The 20610-nt window shown below is 65.5% G+C and carries 19 protein-coding genes; 9 read left to right on the top strand and 10 right to left on the bottom strand.

Translation table 11 applies throughout. From position 1 onward, the window contains the following. Window positions 1-45: 45 nt before the first annotated feature. Complete coding sequence (locus AC1DR6_RS07305; RefSeq protein ID WP_476828541.1) at window positions 46-1575, bottom strand: catalase; 1530 nt, start codon at window positions 1573-1575, stop codon at window positions 46-48. 140 nt (window positions 1576-1715) lie between these two features. Here AC1DR6_RS07305 and AC1DR6_RS07300 point away from each other — a divergent pair, with 140 nt between their 5' ends. Next, a complete protein-coding gene (locus AC1DR6_RS07300; RefSeq protein ID WP_476828540.1) occupies window positions 1716-2663 on the top strand; it encodes a hydrogen peroxide-inducible genes activator in 948 nt (315 codons plus the stop codon). A 6-nt stretch (window positions 2664-2669) separates the two neighbouring features. Here the strand turns inward: AC1DR6_RS07300 and AC1DR6_RS07295 are convergent, their stop codons facing one another. Beyond that, window positions 2670-3209 carry a chromate transporter gene (locus AC1DR6_RS07295; protein WP_476828539.1) on the bottom strand — a complete coding sequence of 180 codons (540 nt, stop codon included), beginning with the start codon at window positions 3207-3209 and terminating at the stop codon, window positions 2670-2672. Further along, window positions 3209-3799, bottom strand: coding sequence for a chromate transporter (locus AC1DR6_RS07290; protein WP_476828538.1), 591 nt, complete (start codon window positions 3797-3799; stop codon window positions 3209-3211). Before AC1DR6_RS07290 ends, AC1DR6_RS07295 begins: the two co-directional genes overlap by 1 nt. Before the next feature lie 197 nt (window positions 3800-3996). Here AC1DR6_RS07290 and AC1DR6_RS07285 point away from each other — a divergent pair, with 197 nt between their 5' ends. Next, window positions 3997-4512 carry a hypothetical protein gene (locus AC1DR6_RS07285; protein WP_476828537.1) on the top strand — a complete coding sequence of 172 codons (516 nt, stop codon included), beginning with the start codon at window positions 3997-3999 and terminating at the stop codon, window positions 4510-4512. Between the two features lie 3 nt (window positions 4513-4515). Here the strand turns inward: AC1DR6_RS07285 and AC1DR6_RS07280 are convergent, their stop codons facing one another. From AC1DR6_RS07280 to gcvA, 3 genes are all read right to left on the bottom strand, one after another. Further along, window positions 4516-5022 carry a DinB family protein gene (locus AC1DR6_RS07280; protein ID WP_476828536.1) on the bottom strand — a complete coding sequence of 169 codons (507 nt, stop codon included), beginning with the start codon at window positions 5020-5022 and terminating at the stop codon, window positions 4516-4518. 12 nt (window positions 5023-5034) lie between these two features. After that, entirely contained in the window at window positions 5035-6258 is a 1224-nt protein-coding gene (locus tag AC1DR6_RS07275; RefSeq protein WP_476828535.1) for an NAD(P)/FAD-dependent oxidoreductase, read from the bottom strand. A 139-nt stretch (window positions 6259-6397) separates the two neighbouring features. Beyond that, complete coding sequence (gcvA, locus tag AC1DR6_RS07270) at window positions 6398-7312, bottom strand: transcriptional regulator GcvA (protein WP_476828534.1); 915 nt, start codon at window positions 7310-7312, stop codon at window positions 6398-6400. A 253-nt stretch (window positions 7313-7565) separates the two neighbouring features. Here gcvA and amaB point away from each other — a divergent pair, with 253 nt between their 5' ends. The 4 genes from amaB (at window position 7566) to AC1DR6_RS07250 (ending at window position 13563) form a co-directional block, all read left to right on the top strand. Continuing rightward, the gene (amaB, locus tag AC1DR6_RS07265; RefSeq protein WP_476828533.1) at window positions 7566-9086 is read left to right on the top strand and encodes an L-piperidine-6-carboxylate dehydrogenase; all 1521 of its coding nucleotides are present in this window, start codon (window positions 7566-7568) and stop codon (window positions 9084-9086) included. A gap of 180 nt (window positions 9087-9266) precedes the next feature. Beyond that, window positions 9267-10463 carry an acyl-CoA dehydrogenase gene (locus AC1DR6_RS07260; protein ID WP_476828532.1) on the top strand — a complete coding sequence of 399 codons (1197 nt, stop codon included), beginning with the start codon at window positions 9267-9269 and terminating at the stop codon, window positions 10461-10463. A gap of 116 nt (window positions 10464-10579) precedes the next feature. Next, the gene (locus tag AC1DR6_RS07255; protein ID WP_476828531.1) at window positions 10580-11764 is read left to right on the top strand and encodes a CaiB/BaiF CoA transferase family protein; all 1185 of its coding nucleotides are present in this window, start codon (window positions 10580-10582) and stop codon (window positions 11762-11764) included. 122 nt (window positions 11765-11886) lie between these two features. After that, entirely contained in the window at window positions 11887-13563 is a 1677-nt protein-coding gene (locus tag AC1DR6_RS07250) for a thiamine pyrophosphate-binding protein (RefSeq protein WP_476828530.1), read from the top strand. A gap of 9 nt (window positions 13564-13572) precedes the next feature. Here the strand turns inward: AC1DR6_RS07250 and AC1DR6_RS07245 are convergent, their stop codons facing one another. Both AC1DR6_RS07245 and AC1DR6_RS07240 read right to left on the bottom strand, forming a co-directional pair. Continuing rightward, window positions 13573-14130: a cytochrome b gene (locus tag AC1DR6_RS07245; protein WP_476828529.1), complete on the bottom strand. Its 558-nt coding sequence runs from the start codon at window positions 14128-14130 to the stop codon at window positions 13573-13575. Next, complete coding sequence (locus tag AC1DR6_RS07240) at window positions 14127-14696, bottom strand: YceI family protein (RefSeq protein WP_476828528.1); 570 nt, start codon at window positions 14694-14696, stop codon at window positions 14127-14129. The genes AC1DR6_RS07245 and AC1DR6_RS07240 overlap by 4 nt, the downstream gene beginning before the upstream one ends. A gap of 204 nt (window positions 14697-14900) precedes the next feature. Here AC1DR6_RS07240 and AC1DR6_RS07235 point away from each other — a divergent pair, with 204 nt between their 5' ends. Continuing rightward, entirely contained in the window at window positions 14901-15422 is a 522-nt protein-coding gene (locus AC1DR6_RS07235) for a hypothetical protein (protein ID WP_476828527.1), read from the top strand. A gap of 69 nt (window positions 15423-15491) precedes the next feature. Here the strand turns inward: AC1DR6_RS07235 and tal are convergent, their stop codons facing one another. Beyond that, on the bottom strand, window positions 15492-16445 hold the full coding sequence (tal, locus tag AC1DR6_RS07230) for a transaldolase (RefSeq protein ID WP_476828526.1): 954 nt from the start codon (window positions 16443-16445) through the stop codon (window positions 15492-15494). 247 nt (window positions 16446-16692) lie between these two features. Between tal and AC1DR6_RS07225 the strand changes: the two genes are divergently transcribed. Both AC1DR6_RS07225 and AC1DR6_RS07220 read left to right on the top strand, forming a co-directional pair. After that, window positions 16693-17676, top strand: coding sequence for an ABC transporter substrate-binding protein (locus AC1DR6_RS07225; RefSeq protein ID WP_476828525.1), 984 nt, complete (start codon window positions 16693-16695; stop codon window positions 17674-17676). A gap of 31 nt (window positions 17677-17707) precedes the next feature. Then, the gene (locus AC1DR6_RS07220; RefSeq protein ID WP_476828524.1) at window positions 17708-19468 is read left to right on the top strand and encodes an ABC transporter permease; all 1761 of its coding nucleotides are present in this window, start codon (window positions 17708-17710) and stop codon (window positions 19466-19468) included. A gap of 126 nt (window positions 19469-19594) precedes the next feature. Here the strand turns inward: AC1DR6_RS07220 and AC1DR6_RS07215 are convergent, their stop codons facing one another. After that, the gene (locus tag AC1DR6_RS07215; RefSeq protein WP_476828982.1) at window positions 19595-20527 is read right to left on the bottom strand and encodes a LysR family transcriptional regulator; all 933 of its coding nucleotides are present in this window, start codon (window positions 20525-20527) and stop codon (window positions 19595-19597) included. Window positions 20528-20610: the final 83 nt, after the last annotated feature.

The raw sequence follows: 20610 nt of genomic DNA, 5'->3' as shown, positions 1-20610 counted from the left end.
GCCGCGGCGGGTGCCACGGCCTTTCGTTCGTTCAGGCTCGCTCGATCATTCCGCCGCTTCCTGCGGGGTTGCCGGCGTTACCGAGATCGCGGGCCTCGCCTTGCCGTCGGCCTTGGCCAAAGCGCGGCGGATGCCGTTGCCATAATCCGGGTGGACCTGATCGAAATGCGCCAGCTGGCGCGCCTCGATCTCGTGCGGGATGCCGCCCATCGCCGCGGCGATGTTGGAGCAGAGGCGCTCCTTTTCGCCAGCGTCGAACAGGTTGAACAGCGCGCGAGGCTGGCTGTAGTCGTCATTGCCGATGCGGTGGTTGTAACGATCCGCATCGCCCGAGATCCGCAACGGCGGCTCCTTGGCAGAAGGCGCCTCGACCGGGCCGCCGAACGAATTCGGCTCGTAATAGGCGTTCGGATGGCCGGTCTTGATGCCGCCATAGACGTTCATCTGGCCGTCGCGGTGATAATGCGCGACCGGAGCCTTCGGCTGGTTGACAGGGATCGTCTCGTAATGGGTGCCAAGCCGGTGACGATGCGCGTCGGCATAGGAGAAGATGCGCGCCTGCAGCATCTTGTCGGGCGAAAAGCCGATCCCGGGCACGATGTTCGACGGCGAGAAAGCTGCGTTCTCGACCTCGGTGAAGTAGTTCTCCGGGTTGCGGTTCAGCTCCATCACGCCGATGTCGATCGGCGGATATTCGCCATGCGGCCAGACCTTGGTCAGGTCGAAGGGGTTGTAGGAGGTCTTGTCGGCGTCCAGTTCGGGCATGATCTGGACCTGGACCTTCCACTTCGGGAATTCGCCGCGCTCGAGCGCGTTGTAGAGGTCTTCCTGCGTCGACTCGCGGGTCTTGCCGATGACCTGTTCGGCCTCCTCATTGGTCCAGTGCTTGTGGCCCTGCATGGTCTTGAAGTGGAACTTGACCCAATAGCGCTCGCCATTGTCGTTCCAGAACGAATAGGTGTGCGAGCCATAGCCGTTGATGTGGCGAACATCGGTCGGCAGACCGCGATCCGACATCAGGATCGTGACCTGATGCAGGCTCTCGGGGCTCAGCGACCAGAAATCCCACATCGCGGTGGGCGAGCGCATGTTGGTCTTGGGGTGGCGCTTCTGGGTGTGGATGAAGTCGGGGAACTTCACGGGATCGCGCACGAAGAAGACCGGTGTGTTGTTGCCGACGAGGTCCCAGTTGCCTTCCGGCGTATAGAACTTGATCGCGAAGCCGCGCACGTCGCGCTCGGCATCGGCGGCGCCCATTTCGCCGGCCACCGTCGAGAAGCGCAGCAGCAGCGGCGTCTCAGTGCCGGGCTGCAACGCCTTGGCCTTGGTGTATTTGGAGATGTCGCCGGTGATCTTCAGCGTGCCATAGGCGCCCCAGCCCTTGGCGTGGACGGCGCGCTCCGGGATGCGCTCGCGGTTCTGGTGCGCGAGCTTCTCGAGGAGCTGGTAGTCCTGCAGCAGGACCGGGCCGCGCGAGCCGGCCGTGATCGAATTCTGGTTGTCGGGAATCGGCGCGCCTGCCGAGGTGGTCATCGTGGCGCCCGGCTTCGGATGACCCGGATCATTGGCTGACATTGCGATATCTCCCTGCAAAAACGACCGGACGCGCCGTCGCATGCGCCGTCCGGTTTGGAATTGGAGGAACTAACAGCGCTTTGTGACGACAATGTCCAATACCGTTTACGGCGATCCACGATAAGTTTATCAAATCGACGATGATCACCTTGAAGCAGTTGCGCTATTTCGCGGCGCTGGCCCGGCACCGTCATTTTGGCCGCGCGGCGCAGGAGTGCCATGTCAGCCAGCCGGCACTCTCGCTGCAGATTCAGGAGATGGAGACCGAGCTCGGCTGCCAGCTCGTAGAGCGGCGCCGAAACGCGGTGGCGTTGACGCCGATGGGCTTGGATGTCGCCGAGCGGGCCCAACGAATCCTGCTCGAGGCCAGCGACCTCGTCGATCATGCGCGTCGTCAGCGCGGTGTCCTCGACGGATCGCTCGATCTCGGCGTCATTCCCTCGATCGCGCCCTATCTCCTGCCGGCGACTCTACCCCTGCTTCAGAGAAAGCACCCGGCGCTGCAACTGCGCCTTCGCGAAACGCAGACGGCGACCCTGATGGAGGAACTCGTCGGCGGGCGGCTCGACGTCGCCTTGCTGTCCTTACCCATCGAGCGGGCGGGAATCGTGACCCTGCCCCTGTTCGACGACCCGTTCCTGCTGGCGGTGCCGAAAGTGCCGCAAGCTCATCTGGCGCGGTTCGACCCGCATCGAGGGCTGTTCGGCGAGACCCTTTTGCTGCTGGAGGAAGGCCATTGCCTGCGCGACCAGGCGCTCAGCGTCTGCGGCACCGTTCCCGGCGGCTCGCGCCGGCAATACGGCGCCTCCAGCCTGTCGACGATCATGCAGATGGTCGCCAACGGCTTTGGCACGACGCTGCTTCCGGCGATGGCCTTGACGGTCGAGTTTCGGCCGGAGCTTCCGGTGAAGCTCTTCCGCTTCACCGAGCCGGGGCCGCGCCGCTCGATCGGCCTCGCATGGCGACGCACCTCCGCGCGTGCCGCCGATTTCGAGGCGCTGGGAGCCATCCTGGCCGAGATCGGGGCCGGTCTCTGCCAGATCAGACGCGAAGCGACCGAGCCCAGGACTGTCGACCTCCCTGCCTAGCTGCCTTCAAGCCAGCCCGGCGAGCCAGACCAGAATATAGGCCACCGTTCCGACCGCCATCGGCACCAGCGGGTTGACCTTGGAGCGATAGGTCACGACCGCCGTCGCGCCCGTGATCGCATAGCCGAACAGCCCGGCCCCGGCCGCCGCCGTCGCGACCGCGCCGCTTGCGAGCATCAACCCGAGCGCGATCGGCACCAGCGCGAGCGTGACGATCCGCACGATGCCATGGTCGCTCCAGCGCCGAAGCCCCCTGCCGCAGGACAAAGCAAGCAGCGAGGACGGGATCAGCATCGCCAGCGTGGCGACGAGGAGGCCTGGAATGCCCGCAACCTGCCAGCCGATGATGCTGGCGAGCATCACATTAGGGCCCGGCGCCGTCTGCGCGATAGCGAAGAGCCGCGCGAAGGTGGGCGCGTCCATCCAGGCCAGGACGTCGACGATCTGGCGATGCACCTCGGGCACGACGGCATTGGCGCCGCCGATCGCCATCAGCGAGATCGTGCCAAAAGTGATGGCGAGCTGGGTAAAGACGCTCCGTTCCATCAGCCACGCCTCGCTGCCACAGTCGCGGCCACCAACCCCAATGGCACGAGCACCAGCAACGCCGGCAGCATCGGCAATCGCAACACGCCGACCGCCAGGAAGGCCGCGGCCGCCATCGCCCATGCCCAGCGCGCGAGCCCGGCCCGGCTCATCAAACGCAGCGCCGTGCCCAGGATCAGTCCCGCCGCGCTCGCGGCCGCGCCGGTCAGCGCGATCTGCGCCAGCGGATGGGCGGAAAAGGCGTCATAGATATTGGCCAGCGCCACCAGCGCCAGCAACGGCATCGCCATCAGCGCGAAGACGCAGGTCAGCGCGCCCGCCACGCCGCGAAACCGGTCCCCCAGCACGACGGCGGCATTGACCGTGTTGGCGCCGGGCAAGGCCTGACAGATCCCCATCAGCTCCGCATAGGCCCGGTCGTCCAGCCAGGCGCGCTCCGCGACGATGATATGGCGCGCGATCGGCCCAACGCCGCCGAAGCCCATAAGCCCGATCTTGAGGAAGCCGGTGAACAATTCCGGCAGGGTCGGCGCGGCAAGCGGCGTGGCGAGGGGCGCGGCAGGCGGCGCAGGCGGTGTCGTGTCTGGCATGGAGAACGTCCGGCAAGGTCGGCTGCTTGGACCACGCCATGCTGCTCCCAGCAACTGACCTCTCCGCATGGCAAACCCCTGCCGACCGCTTGGGAACCCTGCTCAAGCCGTACCGTTAACCCAGCATCTGCCGTTAACCCGGCATCTGCCGTCACCCCAAGCCCCGCCGTTACCTCAAACCATCGCGAGGCGAGATCGTGTCTCTGTTCAGCCGCATCCTCTACATCGCGATCTCGATCGCACTGCTCTGCGCCGCGATCGCCCTGATCGGGGTCGCCGTGTGGCGTACGGCTCAAGGCTTCTGGACCGGCGACGGCGCGCTCGAGACAATGCTGGATGGTATTGGTCTGATCATCATCGCGGTCGCCGTCGCCGATGTCGGCAAGTTCCTCTACGAGGAGGAGGTCGTGTCCGACCGCGAGCTCCGTCGCCCGGCCGAGGCGCGGGGATCGCTGACCAAGTTCATGACGATCATCATCGTCGCGCTTTCGCTGGAATCGCTCGTCCTGATCGCGAAAACCTCGCGTGAGACGATGAGCAACATCGTTTATCCCGGTCTGCTCATGTCGATCGCCGTATTAGCGCTGGTCGGCCTCGGCCTGTTCCAGAGGCTGAGCCAGTCCACGACCGCCAGTATTTCGCCCGAGCTGGGGGAGAGCGGCGCAGACGCAGCCGATGAGAAGGCCGAGCAGAAGCTGCCAGTGGCGCCTTGACGGTCAGCGCGGCTCGTCCACCAGCATGAGGTCGGTGTCGCCCGGACGGCATCCGGCCGCCGTCAGCATGGCGTGAACCTGTCCGCGGTGATGGGTCTGGTGGTTGAACATATGGACCACCAGCAGGGCCTTCGGCCGCGTCATCTCGCGGCGGGCAAGACCCGAGGTCCAGGTGAGATCGCCCTTCAGCCAATCGTCGAGAGGGCCGGCCGCCCAATCGCGGATCGTCGCATCGGTCGCACGTCGCTCCGTGACGAGGTCATCCCAGGCGGCGATCATTCGCGGCGACTCCGTGCCCGGCCCGGTCGGCTTCGGCGTTCCAGCAAAGCGCGAGAGCCACATGCGATCGGCCCAGAGCAGATGGCAGAGCGTGCCATGGATCGAACCGAAGAAGGCGCCGCGATCCTCGCGACGCGCAGCGTCGGTCAGGGTCGCGGCGGCGCCGTAAAGGTTCTCGTTTTGCCAGGCGTTGTAAGCCGCCATGGTCCGCACATAGCCTGCATCGATCATGGCACGGTCCCGTCAGATGATATTTGCTTCCGCCAGCGGCCGCCCTGTCACGATGCGCTCATGGCCGAGATCGGCAAGATCGAGCGAGCGATAGCCGCCATGCAGGATGTGCTCGGCCAGGCCACGGCCGACCGCCGGCGATTGCTGCAGGCCGTGGCCGGAAAAGCCGTTGGCGAGATAGAGGTTCGGCACGTCGACCGCCGGCCCGACGATGGCGTTGTGATCGAGCCCGCACATATCGTAGGGGCCGGCCCAGGCGCGGCCGGGTTTGATCTGCTCGAAAGCGGGGATGCGGTGCGCGAGCGGCATCCACACCGCCTCCTCGAAGAAAGGCCAGTCGACATCCTCGACCGCCGGGTCCGTCTCGACCCATTCGACATCCTGCTCCGGCGTCAGCGGTGAACAGGAGCCGATGAAGAGTTGGCCCTCAGCCGTCCGTTGACCTTCCGGCCGGCACCAGGCGCCGCTCGTGTCGATCAGCAGCGGGCAGTTCCCGACATCACCCCTGCAGGTGAAGGAGAAAACATAGCGCTTCATCGATTTGACGGGGATGTCGACCCCGGCGGTGGCCGCCAGCCGCGCCCCATGCGTCCCGCTGGCGTTGACGGCGGCCCCGCATGCGATGCGGCGGCCGTCGCTCAGTTCGACCGCCGTGACGCGGCCGCCCTCGGTGAGATAGCGAGCGACTTCGCCCTGGCGATATTCGACGCCGAGACTGCGGGCCTTCTTGCGAAAGGCTTGCAGCAGCGCCCAGCCGTCGAACCAGCCCTCGCCGCTCGCCCCAAAAGTGCCGCAGGCCAGATCATCGACATTCAGCCACGGAAATTTGCTGCGCAGCATATCCGCAGCATAAAGTTCGATATCGGCACCTTCCTGTTGCTGAAGCCTCTGGTTGGCTTCGAGGATTTTTTGGCCGGTTTCGCTGGCGACATAGAGGTAGCCGCCCTCGTGCAGGTCGATCGTCGGCACTTCGCCCTCGACCGCGAGATGCTCGCCGATGCTGCGCAGGAAGGCGATGCCATGCAACGAGACGCGGATATTCACCGCGCTGGAGAATTGCTGGCGGATCGAAGCAGCTGATAGCGCGGAGGCCGAGTAGCGATAGGTCGGATCCTTCTCGACCACCACCACGCGGCCGGAAAAGCCGGGATCGGCGGCGAGGTGATAGGCTACGGATGAGCCGATCGCCCCTCCGCCACAAATGACGACGTCGGCGGTCTCTGAAGCAGACGGCATGGCGGCCTCGGCGGATCAGCGCAGCTGGAGCATCGAGATCGATCATCGTGACCGCGACCGGATGGACGCGCTATGATCGAGCGGGTTGGTGACTTCCGCGCATGAATGACGCGCAATGCCGGGCTTGTCGAGAGGCGGATCAGTCGGTGATGCCGCATTCGGCCAGCAGCCATTCGCGGAAGGCGACGACCGTCGGCCGGCTCGCCTTTTCCGTGGGATAGACGAGGTAATAGCCCTCCTCGCCGGTCACCGGTCGATCGACCGGGATCACCAGCGTGCCCGAACGCAGTTCCTCCTCGACGAGGAAGCGCGGCACGATGGCTAGACCCAGGCCCGCGACGGCTGCCTGGGCCACCATGGCGAACTGCTCGAAGCGCGGGCCCATCAAGGCGCGCTGCGGCGGCAGGCCTTGCCGCTCCAGCCAGTTCGCCCAGGCTCGCGGCCGCGTCGATTGCTGCAGCAGCGGCACCTTGAGCATATCCGCCGGCTCGGAAAGGCCGAAGCGCGACACCAGCGCGGGCGAGGCGACCGGCACGATCTCCTCCCCCATCAGCCTGTGCAGCCGGGCGCCGGCCCAGACCGAACCTCCAAAATGGATCGCAGCATCGAGGGCCTCTCGACCGAAATCGAAGGGCACCAGTTTCGTTGCAAAGTTGATGGTGATGCCGGGATGCGCATCGGTGAAACGCGGCAGCCGCGGGATCAGCCAGCGCGTGCCGAAGGTCGGCAGGATGGCGAGGTTGAGCACGCCGGCCGCGCCGCGAAACGCCATGGTCGACACCGTTGCCGCCGCCAGCCGCGAAAGCCCTTCGCGGATCTCGGCGGCATAGGACGCCCCCGCCGCCGTCAGGTTGACGCGCTTCTTGGCGCGCTCGAACAGCGCGACGCCGAGCGATTTTTCGAGTTGCCCGACCTGTCGGCTGACGGCGCCTTGCGTCAGGTTCAGCTCCTCCGCCGCACGCGTAAAGCTGCCATGCCGCGCGGCGGCCTCGAATGCCGCGAGCGCCGACAGAGACGGCACCGAAAGACGGCCGGGAACGAATGTATTATCCATGAGAACTTCTCACCAAGTGGTGAGAACATATCGGTTGCCCTCAACAGGTGGAAGAGGGCATTCTTGGTGGGATGTCGGGGATGCCCCTCGGCGCTCCGACAAGAGCCCTCATCCTGAGGAGCTGCGTCAGCGGCGTCTCGAAGGATGCACCAGATGGTTGCGAAACCCCTGGAGCATCCTTCGAGACGCAGGCTCGCGTTTGCTCCTCAGGATGAGGGCTGCGGTTCGCCGGCGATCAGGATAAAACTCAACCATGACCACCTCGCTTCCCAACGACACCCTCGCTTTGCTGAAGCGGCTCGGCGTCTCCGATGCCGCCTACGCCCCGACGGGCCTCTCCGCACGATCGCCCGTCTCGGGTGAGTCGGTCGCGACGCTGCGCGAGACCACGCCGGCCGAAGCAGAGGCCGCCATCGGCCGGGCGCAGGCCGCTTTCCTCGTCTGGCGCAGGGTGCCGGCGCCGCGCCGCGGTGAGTTCGTCCGCCTGCTCGGCGAGGAACTGCGCGCCGCCAAGACCGATCTCGGCATGCTGGTCACGCTGGAAGCCGGCAAGATCGTCTCCGAAGGCCTCGGCGAGGTGCAGGAGATGATCGACATCTGCGATTTCGCGGTCGGCTTGTCGCGGCAGCTCTACGGTCTCACCATCGCGACCGAGCGGCCGAACCACCGCATGATGGAAACCTGGCATCCGCTCGGTGTCTGCGGCGTGATCTCGGCCTTCAACTTCCCGGTCGCGGTCTGGTCCTGGAATGCGGCGCTCGCCTTCGTCTGCGGCGACAGCGTCGTGTGGAAGCCGTCCGAGAAGACCCCGCTCACCGCGATTGCCGTACAGGCCATCGTCGAGAAGACGATGAAGCGGTTCGGTCCCGAGGCGCCGGCCGGCCTCTCCGAAGTGCTGATCGGCGGGCGCGAGGTCGGCGACATCCTGGTGCAGGATCACCGCGTGCCGATCGTCTCGGCCACGGGATCGACCCGCATGGGCAAGGAAGTCGGCCAGAAGCTCGCGGCCCGCTTCGCGCGCGCCATCCTCGAACTCGGCGGCAACAATGCCGCGATCGTGGCGCCCTCGGCCGATCTCGACATCGCGCTGCGCGGCATCGCCTTCGCCGCGATGGGTACCGCCGGCCAGCGCTGCACCACGCTGCGGCGCCTGATCGTGCATGAAAGCGTCTACGACCAGCTCGTTCCGAAGCTCGCCAAAGTCTACGCCTCGGTGAAGATCGGCGATCCCCGCGAGGCCGGCACGCTGGTCGGACCGCTGGTCGACGAAGCCGCTTATCAGGGCATGCAGAAGGCGCTGGGCGAGGCCCGCGCCGAGGGTGGCGTCGTCCATGGCGGCGAGAAGGTCGAGGTCGGTGCAGGCGGCTTCTATGTTCGCCCAGCTCTGGTCGAGATGCCCCGGCAGTGCGGCCCGGTCGAGCGCGAGACCTTTGCGCCGATCCTCTACGTGATGAAGTACAAGTCGCTGGATGAGGCGATCGCGATGCAGAACGCGGTCGGCGCCGGGCTGTCCTCGTCGATCTTCACGATGAACATGCGCGACGCGGAACTGTTCGTCTCGGATGAGGGCTCCGATTGTGGCATCGCCAACGTCAATATCGGCCCCTCGGGCGCCGAGATCGGCGGGGCCTTCGGCGGCGAAAAGGAGACCGGCGGCGGCCGCGAGGCCGGCTCGGACGCCTGGAAGGCCTATATGCGCCGCGCCACCAACACGGTGAACTACGGCACCACGCTGCCGCTGGCGCAGGGCGTCAGCTTCGACGTGGATGCGTGATCGACAGCGTGATTGGAACACCACCATCATTGCGAGCCCTCGGGTCCTGCCTTCGGCAAGCCCAAGGACAGGCTCCGCGAAGCAATCCAAGAGCGGCAGCGCTCGACGTCCCCGTGGATTGCTTCGTCGCTTCGCTCCTCGCAATGACGGTGAGCAAGAACAATACGGGAGAGAACCGACATGGCCGCCAATCACAAGCTCGCCGAGCTGAATTGGGACGACGCCTTCCTGCTGGACGAGCAGCTCGGCGAGGACGAGCGGCTGATCCGCGACACCGCGCGTGATTACGCGCAGGAGAAGCTGGCCCCCCGCATCCATGACGCTTATCTCAATGAGGCGACCGACCGCTCGATCTTCAACGAGATGGGCGAGCTCGGCCTGCTCGGCGTCACCGTGCCGGAAGAGTATGGCTGCGCCGGCGCCAACTATGTCTCCTACGGGCTGGTGGCGCGCGAGGTCGAGCGGATCGATTCCGGCTACCGCTCGATGATGTCGGTCCAGTCCTCGCTGGTGATGTATCCGATCTATGCCTATGGCTGCGAAGAGCAGCGCAAGAAGTATCTGCCCAAGCTCGCCAGCGGCGAGTTCGTCGGCTGCTTCGGCCTGACCGAACCGGATGCCGGCTCGGACCCCGGAGGCATGAAGACCCGCGCCGAGAAGGTCGCCGACGGCTATCGCCTGACCGGATCGAAGATGTGGATCTCGAATTCGCCGATCGCCGACGTCTTCGTCGTCTGGGCGAAATCATCAGCACATGACAACCAGATCCGCGGCTTCATTCTCGATAAGGGGATGGCGGGTTTGTCGGCCCCGAAGATCGGCGGCAAGCTCTCGCTTCGCGCCTCGATCACCGGAGAGATCGTCATGGATGGCGTGATCGTACCGGAAGAAAACCTGCTGCCGAACGTCTCGGGCCTGAAGGGTCCGTTCGGCTGTCTCAATCGCGCCCGCTACGGCATTTCCTGGGGCGTGATGGGTGCGGCCGAAGACTGCTTCCACCGGGCGCGCCAATACGGCCTCGACCGCAAGCAGTTCAACAAGCCGCTGGCGCAGACGCAGCTCTACCAGAAGAAGCTCGCCGACATGCTGACCGAGATCACGCTCGGCCTGCAAGGCTCTCTCCGGGTCGGCCGCCTGCTCGACGAGGGCAAGATGGCGCCGGAGATGATCAGCCTGGTGAAGCGCAACAATTGCGGCAAGGCGCTCGATATCGCGCGTCAGGCCCGCGACATGCATGGCGGCAACGGCATTTCGATCGAATATCAGGTGATGCGCCACGCGGCTAACCTTGAGACGGTGAATACCTATGAGGGCACGCATGACGTCCATGCCCTGATCCTCGGCCGGGCGATCACCGGGTTGCAGGCGTTTTTCTGATCGATCCTCGCCGTCATGGTCGGGCTTGACCCGACCATCTCGTCCCGAGCGAACTTCCCCGGAGATGGTCGGGTCAAGCCCGACCATGACGGCGGTGTCCAAGCCGGAATGACGCCATGACAACCCCTCCCCTCGCCGGCCTGCGCGTTCTCGAACTGGCGCGCATTCTGGCCGGTCCCTGGATCGGCCAGTTGCTGGCCGATCTCGGCGCCGATGTCGTCAAGGTCGAGGCCCCGGAGGGCGACGATACCCGCAAATGGGGGCCGCCCTTCGTCGAAGGTGTCGATGGGGAGAACCTGTCGGCGGCCTATTTCCATTCGGCCAATCGCGGCAAGCGCTCGATCACGGCCGATTTTCGCACCGAGGAAGGCCAGGCCCTGGTGAAGCGCCTCGCCGCGCATGCCGATGTCGTGGTCGAGAACTTCAAGGTCGGCGGGCTCGTCAAATACGGGCTCGACGCTGTCTCGCTGCGCACCGAATTTCCGCGGCTGGTCTATTGCTCGGTCACGGGCTTCGGGCAGACCGGCCCCTATGCCCCGCGCGCCGGCTATGATTTCCTGGTGCAGGGCATGGGCGGACCGATGTCGGTGACCGGGGAGCCGGCAGGCGCACCGATGAAGGCGGGCTATGCCGTCGCCGACATCTTCACCGGGCTTTATGCGAGCACCGGGATCCTCGCCGCGTTGCGGCGGCGCGACCAGACCGGCGAAGGCGCTACGCTCGACATGGCGCTGCTCGACACGCAGATCGCGGTGCTCGGCAATCAGGCGATGAACTATCTCGTCGGAGGGGCTCCGCCGGCGCGGCTCGGCAACGCGCATCCCAACATCGTGCCCTATGATGTTTTCCCGGTCGCGGATGGTCACATCATCATCGCAACCGGCAATGACGGCCAGTGGCGCAAACTCTGCGAAGTGCTGGGCGAGCCGGCGTTGGCAGAGCACATCGACTACATCGACAACCGCTCGCGGGTGAAGAACCGCGTCGCGCTGACCGACATCCTGCACAGGCTTTGCCAGCGCTATGCAAAGCTCGATCTGCTGGCGGCCCTCGAACAGGTCGGCGTTCCGGCCGGGCCGATCAACGACATCGCTGAAGTCTTCGCCGACCCGCAGGTTGCCGCGCGCGGCGTCAAGGTGGAGCTGGCCAGCGACGTCGCGAAGGCGGGCCATATCCCGACGATCGCCTCGCCCATCGTCATGGACGGCGTGCGGCAGGTGTCGCCACGCCCGAGTCCGCGACTGGGCGAGCACGCCGCCGATATCCTGAACGACCCCGCCTGGGGCGGGTTGGCGCGATGACATCCGCCGTCATTGCGAGCGCAGCGAAGCAATCCAGGAGGGCGCGCTCGACGTCGTTCTGGATTGCTTCGTCGCTGCGCTCCTCGCAATGAGGGCAAGGACAGGGACAAGGAAAAAGAGCAATGACTCATCGCACCGGCGGGCAGATCCTCGTCGATCAGCTCATTCTTCATGGCGCCACCGACGCCTTCTGCGTGCCGGGCGAGAGCTATCTTGCCGTGCTCGATGCGCTGCATGACGCCTCGATGAAGGTGACCATATGCCGGGCCGAGGGCGGCGCCTGCATGATGGCGGAGGCCGCCGGAAAGCTGACCGGAAAACCCGGCATCTGCTTCGTCACGCGCGGGCCCGGCGCTACGAACGCCTCGCCCGGCATCCATATCGCCGATCAGGATTCGACGCCGCTGATCCTCTTCGTCGGGCAGATCGAGCGCGGCATGCGCGAGCGCGAGGCCTTTCAGGAGCTCGATTATCGCGCCGTGTTCGGCAGCATGACGAAATGGGCGACCGAGATCGACGATGCCGCGCGCATCCCCGAGATCATCAGCCGCGCCTTCCATGTCGCGACCTCGGGCCGCCCTGGCCCTGTGGTGATCGCGCTGCCGGAGGATGTGCTGACCGACCTCGCCGATGTCGCGGATGCCGAGCCCTATCAGGTGACGGAGACGCATCCGTCACTTTTGCAGACCATCGATCTGCAGAAGCGCCTCTGGGCTGCCAAGAAGCCGATCGCCATCCTCGGCGGCTCGCGCTGGAACCCGCAGGCGATCGAGCGGTTCCAGCGCTTTGCAGAGCGTTTCGAATTGCCGGTCGCGGTGTCCTTCCGCCGGCAGATGCTGTTTCCGGCCGACCATCCGAACTTCGCCGGCGATCTCGGCATCGGCCCAAACCCGAAGCTGCTGGCACGGATTCAGCAGAGCGATCTTGTCCTGCTGGTCGGAGGGCGGCTGTCGGAGATGCCAAGCCAGTCCTATACGCTGTTCGGCATTCCCAATCCGGGCCGCCCGCTCGTCCATGTGCATCCGGACCCGGAAGAACTCGGGCGGGTCTATCGTCCCAGCCTTGCCATCAACGCTTCGCCGACGGCTTTCTGTGCCGCGCTGGAGACTGTGCACCCGCCGCGGGAAATCGCCTGGGCCGGCGCGGCCACCGAGGCGCATGAGTCCTACATCGGGTGGAGCGAGCAGCCCGCGCCCGTCGCCGGAACCTTCCACCCCGGCGAGATGGTGCGCTGGCTGCGCAGCCAGCTTCCCGACGATGCCATCCTCTGCAACGGCGCGGGCAACTACGCGACCTGGGTGCATCGCTTCCACCGCTTCAACAAATTCGCGACGCAGCTTGCGCCGACCTGCGGCTCAATGGGCTACGGCGTGCCAGCAGCGATCGGTGCCAAGCGGCTCTTTCCGGAGCGGACCGTCATCGCTTTTGCCGGCGATGGCTGCTTCCTGATGAACGGGCAGGATTTCGCAACGGCCGTGCAGTACGACCTGCCGGTCATCGTGATCGTGGTCGATAACGGCATGTACGGCACGATCCGGATGCATCAGGAGAAGCACTATCCCGGCCGCGTTTCAGCGACGACGTTGAAAAACCCGGATTTCGCCGACTATGCTCGGGCCTTTGGCGGCCATGGCGAGCGCGTCGAACGGACCGAGGAGTTCGCCGCCGCCTTTGAGCGGGCACAAGCTTCCGGCAAGCCGGCTATCATCCATTGCCTGCTCGATCCCGAGGCGATCACCCCGGCAAAGTCGCTCTCGACCATCCGCGCCGAGGCGTTTGCCGCACAGGGCAAGGGCTAAGCCTCAGGTTCAGCGCCGCCCGAACCACATCCGGCCGAGCAGACCGTCTCGCCAAAACAGCWTGTGGACGGCGACCGCCGCCACATGCACGGCTCCGAGTGCGATCAGGAGATCGCCGGCCTTGTCATGCAATGCCAGCATCTGCCGATACAGCGCCGGATTAGGGCCATGCGGGTGCGGAACCGAGAAGAGGCCGAAATAGAGCGTCGGAATCTGGATCGGTGCCGCTGCCGCCATCAGCAGGCCGGTGACCGGCAGGGCGATGATGCAGCCATACAGGGCCGCGTGGACAAAACTCGCAGAGCGGCGCAGCCATGGATTCGCACTGTCCGGGGCGGGCGCCCGCACCGTCATGCGCAGCAGCAAGCGCAGCGCGACGAAGGCCGCAACCGTCAGCCCGACCGATTTGTGCAGCTGGTAGAGTTTGAAGCGGGAGACGAGGTCGCGCGTCTCGTCGCGCATCGGCCCCGCAACCCAGAACTGGAACAGGATGAGCAGTAGCGTCAGCCAGTGGAGAGCCACGCTGGCGGGATGCCAGCGGGCCGGCGCACGCACGGCCTGAGTCATCGCGCCAGTCGGCCCTTGATCTCGATATCGATCTGATCGTCGACGATGTTCACGCCGCGGCCGATATCGTAGCTCGGACGCAGGAAGCTGCCCTGGGCGTGGAAGGGCAGAGCCTCGCCGCGCCTTGCCTTGTCGATATCGCCATCGACCACCGCCTTGACGACGAAGGGATGTGTCACGCCCTTCAGCGTCAGCTTTCCATCGATCTCGATCTCGCGCTCTCCCACACGCTTAACAGCATCGGAAACGAAGCTGGCCGTCGGAAATCTAGCGCTGTCGAGCATGCTCTCTCCGGTGATAAAGCCATCCATCAAGGCGGAGCCGGCCTTGATCGAGCCAGTTTCGAGCAGCACGCGGATACGGCTCTTCTCGGGATGGTCGAAATCGATCGCGAACGTTCCGTCGAAGCGCTCGAAGCGGCCGTTCGCGACCGTCGCGCCGAACCGATGGCCGATAAAGCTGATCTCGGTCGCGCTGCGATCGAAATTCCAGGCGGTTTGGGCCCTTGCGATCGAGGCGGCGGAGATGGCGACGGCGAGAGCAACGGAAAAGACGCGCCTGATCATAACAACATTCCGGGTCGGACTGGGATTTTGAGCTAAGGCACCTTGCGTGAATGCGCGATGACCCGGCCTCCTGCCACACGCAAAGGTGAAGACGGCGCTCGCCGCCACATCCGCGCAATTTTTTCACCACATATGTGAATCGGCGGCGAACCTTTCGCGACCCTGGATCGTTGTCCCCGCGGCAACGACACAGGAGATCGAGACATGGTTCGCAAGGGTTCGGCACGTTGGGGGGTTGCCGCCGGGCTCATCCTGCTTGGCGCCTCGCAGGTGCAGGCGGCAAACATTTTCGACGACTTCGCCAGCGCCTTCTTCGGGGCGCCCCGGCGCCAGGCGCCGGTTGCGTCGATCGAGAATTACGACCCGCTCAATGTCACCGTGAAACCGCAGCGCCAATCCTATCCCGAGGTCTCCAGCAAGCCTTCGCCGCCCGTCGTGCAGCTCGACCCGTCGAGCGACCCGAACTGGTATCTGAAGGACCCGACCCTGCGGCGCGGCGACATCGTCGTCACGGCAGCCGGGGTCAAGGTCTATCAGGGCCGCGACGCCGACATGCTGGACAAAGCCGATTTTGCCGCGCTCGGTGGCAAGGCCGGAGACAAGGGCTGGAAGGGTCAGTTGCAGATGGCTGCGGCTGGTGGACGCACGTTTTTCCGTGACGGTGTGCCGACCAAGACCGCGACGGCATCGCTCAAGGACCAGCCGGTCGAGACAGCAACCCGCTGAGCGCGCCCAACCTCTTTTTTATCGCAATCCGTTTGAGGGAAGGGCCGGGCAATCCGGCCCTTCGTATTTTCAGAGGAGCTTTTCGGCGACGAGCTTGCGCAGGCCGTGCAGATCCTTGACGAAACCGCGGATTCCTTCCGCCAGCTTCTCTGTCGCCATCGGATCGTCGTTCATTGCGAAGCGGAAGGCTTTCTCGTCGAGTTCGAGCTTGGCTGGCGCTTCTCCGGGCGCGTCCGGGTTCAGCTTGCGCGGCATGTCCCCGGTCGCCTCCGCCAATTCATCGAGCAGGGCCGGACCGATCGTCAGCCGGTCGCAGCCGGCCAGCGCCTCGATCTCGCCGGTGTTGCGGAACGACGCGCCCATCACCACGGTCTTGACGCCGTAGGTCTTGTAATAAGCGTAGATGCTGCGCACCGAGACCACGCCAGGGTCGGTCTCGGCCGTGTAAGGCCCGGTTCCGGCCTTGACGTGCCAGTCGAGGATGCGCCCAACGAAGGGCGAGATCAGAAAGGCCTTGGCGTCGGCCGCAGCCACAGCCTGAGGCAGCGCGAAGAGCAGGGTTAGATTGCAATCGATGCCCTCGCTCTGGAGCACCTTCGCGGCCTGGATGCCCTCCCAGGTCGAGGCGATCTTGACGAGAATCCGGTCGCGCTCGACGCCCCGCTCCTTATAGGAGGCGATGATCGCCCGGGCCTTGTCGAGCGTCGCCTTGCCGTCGAAAGAAAGGTCTGCATCGACCTCGGTCGAGACCCGGCCGGGAACGATCTTGGCCAGCTCGGCGCCGAAATTGACGGCAAGGCGGTCGCACACGGCTTGGACGGCCTTCTCGCCGCTGCCCTGTTTCTTGCCCCACTGGATCGCCTCATCCACCAGATGGGCATAGGCCGGCGTCTCGACAGCCTTGAAGATCAATGTCGGGTTGGTCGTGCAATCGACAGGCTTGAGCCGGCGGACCGCCTCGATGTCGCCGGTGTCGGCGACGACGGTCGTCATCTCGCGGAGCTGATCGAGTTTGGAGGCCATGTCTGTTCCGGTCCCTTGCTGCGGCGGCTTCGGCTGTCATGCACTGCCGGGCTGTCCTGATCAATGTGGCGCCTCCCGGCCGGCATTGCGAGCCCATCGGCGTAAAGGCCGCTACGCTGTGTGCGGTATCGACCCCCGTCTATGGCAGGGCCGGGGCGCAGGATTGCGACAGCGTTTTCATCGAACTGTCGTATAGGGGGACTACCGGCACCCGATCCTGAAAGAGAGCCCACGGTGGAGAGACGCGATGCGTAGCAAGATTCTCGGCGCAGCCACGATGCTTGCCCTCGCGATGACCGCTGCGGCACACGCGCAGGCGGTCGAGGGCAAGCTCGTGCTCTATACCAGCCAGCCGAACACCGACGCGCAGCAGACGGTCGATGCGTTCAAGGCGAAATATCCGAAGGTCGATATCTCCTTCGTTCGTGACGGCACGCCGCGCATTCTCGCCAAGCTCAGGGCCGAATTCGAGGCCGGAGCACCGCAGGCCGACTTGCTGCTGATCGCCGATTCGGTGACGATGGAAGGGCTGAAGAAGGAAGGCCGGCTGGAGGCCTACGACAAGGCCGATGTCTCGGCCTATCCCGCCGGTATCCACGACCCGGCCAAGGTCTGGTTCGCGACCAAGCTGATCACCACCGGCATCGTCTACAACACCAAGGCGCCGCTGAAACCGACGAGCTGGCTCGACCTGGCCAAGCCGGAAGCGAAAAACCTCGTCGCGATGCCGAGCCCGCTCAATTCCGGCGCGGCGCTGATCCACACCATGACGCTGACCGGCAACCTTGGGGATGGCTGGGGCTATTACGAGAAGCTGAGGGATAATGGTGCGCTTGCCGCCGGCGCCAATGGCGACATCCTGCGCCAGGTCGCGACGGGCGAGAAGCTCTACGGCATGATCGTTGACTTCATGCCGATCCGCGAAAAGGCCAAGGGCGCGCCGGTCGAGTTCGTGTTTCCGAGCGAAGGCGTTTCGGCCGTCAGCGAGCCGGTCGCGATCCTGAAGGGCACGAAGAATGCGGCAGCCGCTCACGCCTTCATCGATTTCCTGCTGTCGAAGGATGGGCAGGAGGTCGCCTCGAAGCAGGGTTATGTGCCGGCGCTCGCCAGCGTCGCCCTTCCGGCCGGTTATCCGGCCCGCAGCGAGATCAAGCTGATGTCCTTCGACGCCGCGAAGGCGCTCGTCGATTCTGACGCCGCCCGCAAGCACTTCAGCGGCATCTTCGAGTGATCAGCCGGCGCTCGGCAACGGTGCCAGCGCGTTGACGCTGGCCTTCGGCCTTTCCCGGAAGCGCGAAGCCGCTGCCGGCCTGGGGCTGTCGCGTCCGGTTGGGCTCTGGCGAGCGCCGCGCGCGCCGTTTCTCCCGGCGCTGATCGTCCTGGTCGCGCTGCTGTTCGGGGCCCTGCCCTTCCTGCGGCTTTTGCTAGCGGCATTGATGCCCGGCGGACGCTTTGCGCCGGACGTTGCTTTCGAAGCCGTGGCGAGCCGTTCGGCCGTCGCGGCGACGCTCCACACCCTCGACACCGCGCTCTGCTCGACGCTCGGAGCGCTCATCCTCGGCACGCTGGTGGCGCTCGTGCTGGGAGTTACCGATGTCCGGGGAAAGCGGCCTTTGGCATTCGGCTTCGTCTTTTCGATGATGATTGCGCCGCAGGTCGCGGCCCTGGCCTTCCTGAGCCTTCTCGCGCCGAACTCGCCGTTGCTGGCGTTGGTGGGCCTGGCCCCGCCGCCCGGCACGCCCAACCCGCTGCTCGGCCGTGGTGGCATCATTCTGGTCATGGCCCTGCACCACGCACCGCTCGTCGCCATGACGGTCTGGAGCGGCTTGCGCAGCATTCCGCATTCGCTTGTCGAAGCGGCGCAGATGGAAGGCGCCGGGCCTGCTACCGTGACGACCCGCATTATCCTGCCGGTGCTGCGCCCTCAGCTTGCGGCTGCCGCACTGGTCGCCTTCGTCGCCGGGATCGGCAATTTCGGCATTCCGGCACTACTCGGCCTCCCCGCCAACTATCTGACATTGCCGACACTGATCTATCGCCGGCTGTCGAGTTTCGGCCCCGAAAGCCTGCCCGAATCTGCCGCGCTCGCGGTTCTTGTCGGCTTGGTCGCGATGGGCGGCGTCCTTTCCGGCATGCTGCTGAGCCGCAGGCAGAACGGCAAGGTCGAGATCGAACGGCCGCTCGAACCTTACTGGCGCCTCGGCAACATGCGTTCTTTCGCGACAGCAGCGCTCTGGCTCGTCCTGCTGCTGAAACTGGGCTTGCCGCTGCTGGCGCTGCTTTGCGACGCGCTGACGCCTGCGCTCGGCGTACCGCTCTCTTGGCAGAGCCTGACCCTCGACAAGTTCGCCGAGGTGCTGCTGCGACAAAGCGTGACGATTCGCGCCTTCCGCAACTCCTTCGGCTTCGCGGCCGTTGCCGGGATTGTGCTGGCGCTGAGCTCGATCGCCTTCGCCTATGGGCTGGAGAGGCGCCTCGGCAAGCTTCGGCGGGCTGTCGAGCTCATCGTCGAGTTGCCTTACGCCTTACCGGGCGTGGTGCTCGCGATTGCCTGCATCCTGCTGTTCCTGAAGCCGCTGCCGCTCGTCGGCGTCAGCATCTACGGCACGCCGTTCATCATCCTCTTCGCCTATATGGCGCGCTTCCTGCCGCTGGCGCTGAAGGCGCCTGTCGCGGCGATGGCCCAGATCGAAGCGCATCACGAGGAGGCCGCGCGGCTCGATGGCGCCGGGACGTGGCAGATGCTGCGCTATGTGGTGGCGCCGATCCTGGCGCCGGCAGCAGCCATCTCGGCGCTGATGGTGTTCCTCGTCGCATTCAACGAACTGACCGTCTCGGCGCTGCTGTGGTCGTCGGGAACCGAGACGTTGGGCGTCGTGCTGTTCAGCCTGAAGGAAGCCGGGCTTGCCGGCGAGGCGGCGGCGATCGCGATCAGCGCCAGTGCGGTCATTCTGGTCGCGATGCTCGGGCTCGACCTGATCGGCCGGCGACTACCGGAGAACGTTCTGCCCTGGCGGATATAAAGGGGCCATCGCCGCATGCTACCCGGGCCTTGAAGACGCTGGCAGCCGGGCTGAACCTCGCCGACCAGACGCTCTATATCGCCAAGCAGAACGGGCGAAACCAGGCCTGCTTCGACACCGAGCAGGCTATTCGGCGGCCGCCCGCCGCTCCATCTTCACGGTTTCACCCAGCAACAGCGCCCGCGAAGCCTTCGCTTCCCGCACCACGAAGTCTACGATGGCGCGCACCCGTGCGACGTCCTTCAGATCGGCATGAACCAGCAGCCAGAACGAGCGCGTGATCTGCACGGTCTCGGGCAGCACCGGCACGAGCAGCGGGTTTCCCTCGGCCATGAAATGGTGGATCACGCCGATGCCGGCGCCGGCTGCGACGGCATTCATCTGGGCGATGACGCTGGAGCTCTGCACCTGCGCGCGCAGACCCTTCGCGACCTCGTCGAGATAGTCGAGCTCGGGCGAAAAGATCAGGTCGTCGATATAGCCGATGATGCGGTGGGCAAAGAGGTCCTCAGGCGTGCCGACCGGCGGCGTGGCGGCCAGATAGGCCGGCGAGGCATAAAGGCCGAGGCGGTAATCGGCGAGCTTGCGGGCGACGACCTTGCCCTCCTTGGGCGGGGCCAGCGTGATCGCGACGTCCGCCTCGCGCTTCGAAAGGGAGAGCAGGCGCGGCATGGCGATAAGCTGGATTTCGAGCCCCGGATAGGCGCTGGCGAACTGCGCGAGACGCGGCGCCAGGAACGCGGTGCCGAAGCCGTCGGGCGCGCCGATCCGGACCGTGCCCGACAACGCCATGTCAGCACCGCCGATGTCACTCTGGATCGCCAGCGCTTCGGTTTCCATGCTCTCCGCCTTGGCCAGCAGGCGCTCGCCATGGGCGGTCAGCGTGTAGCCTTGCGGGCGACGCTCGAAGAGCTTCGCTTTCAGCGATTCCTCCAGAGAGGTGATCCGGCGCGACACGGTGGCATGGTCCGCGCCGAGGCGGCGCGCCGCAGCCGTCAGTCTGCCCGAACGCGCGACCGCCAGAAAAAACCGCAGATCATCCCAGTCGAAGCGCTCCAACAGGCCCTCCCCGTATTCGCGTTCTTGCACGGCCCGCGTTCAAGTGCCGCTATAGCCGTGCGCAAACGAGAATGGTAGTCAGG

The organism is Allobosea sp. P5_A5 (assembly GCF_056400625.1).
The sequence above is the reverse complement of the archived record's forward strand: the minus strand, read 5'-3'. Positions and strand labels throughout refer to the sequence as shown.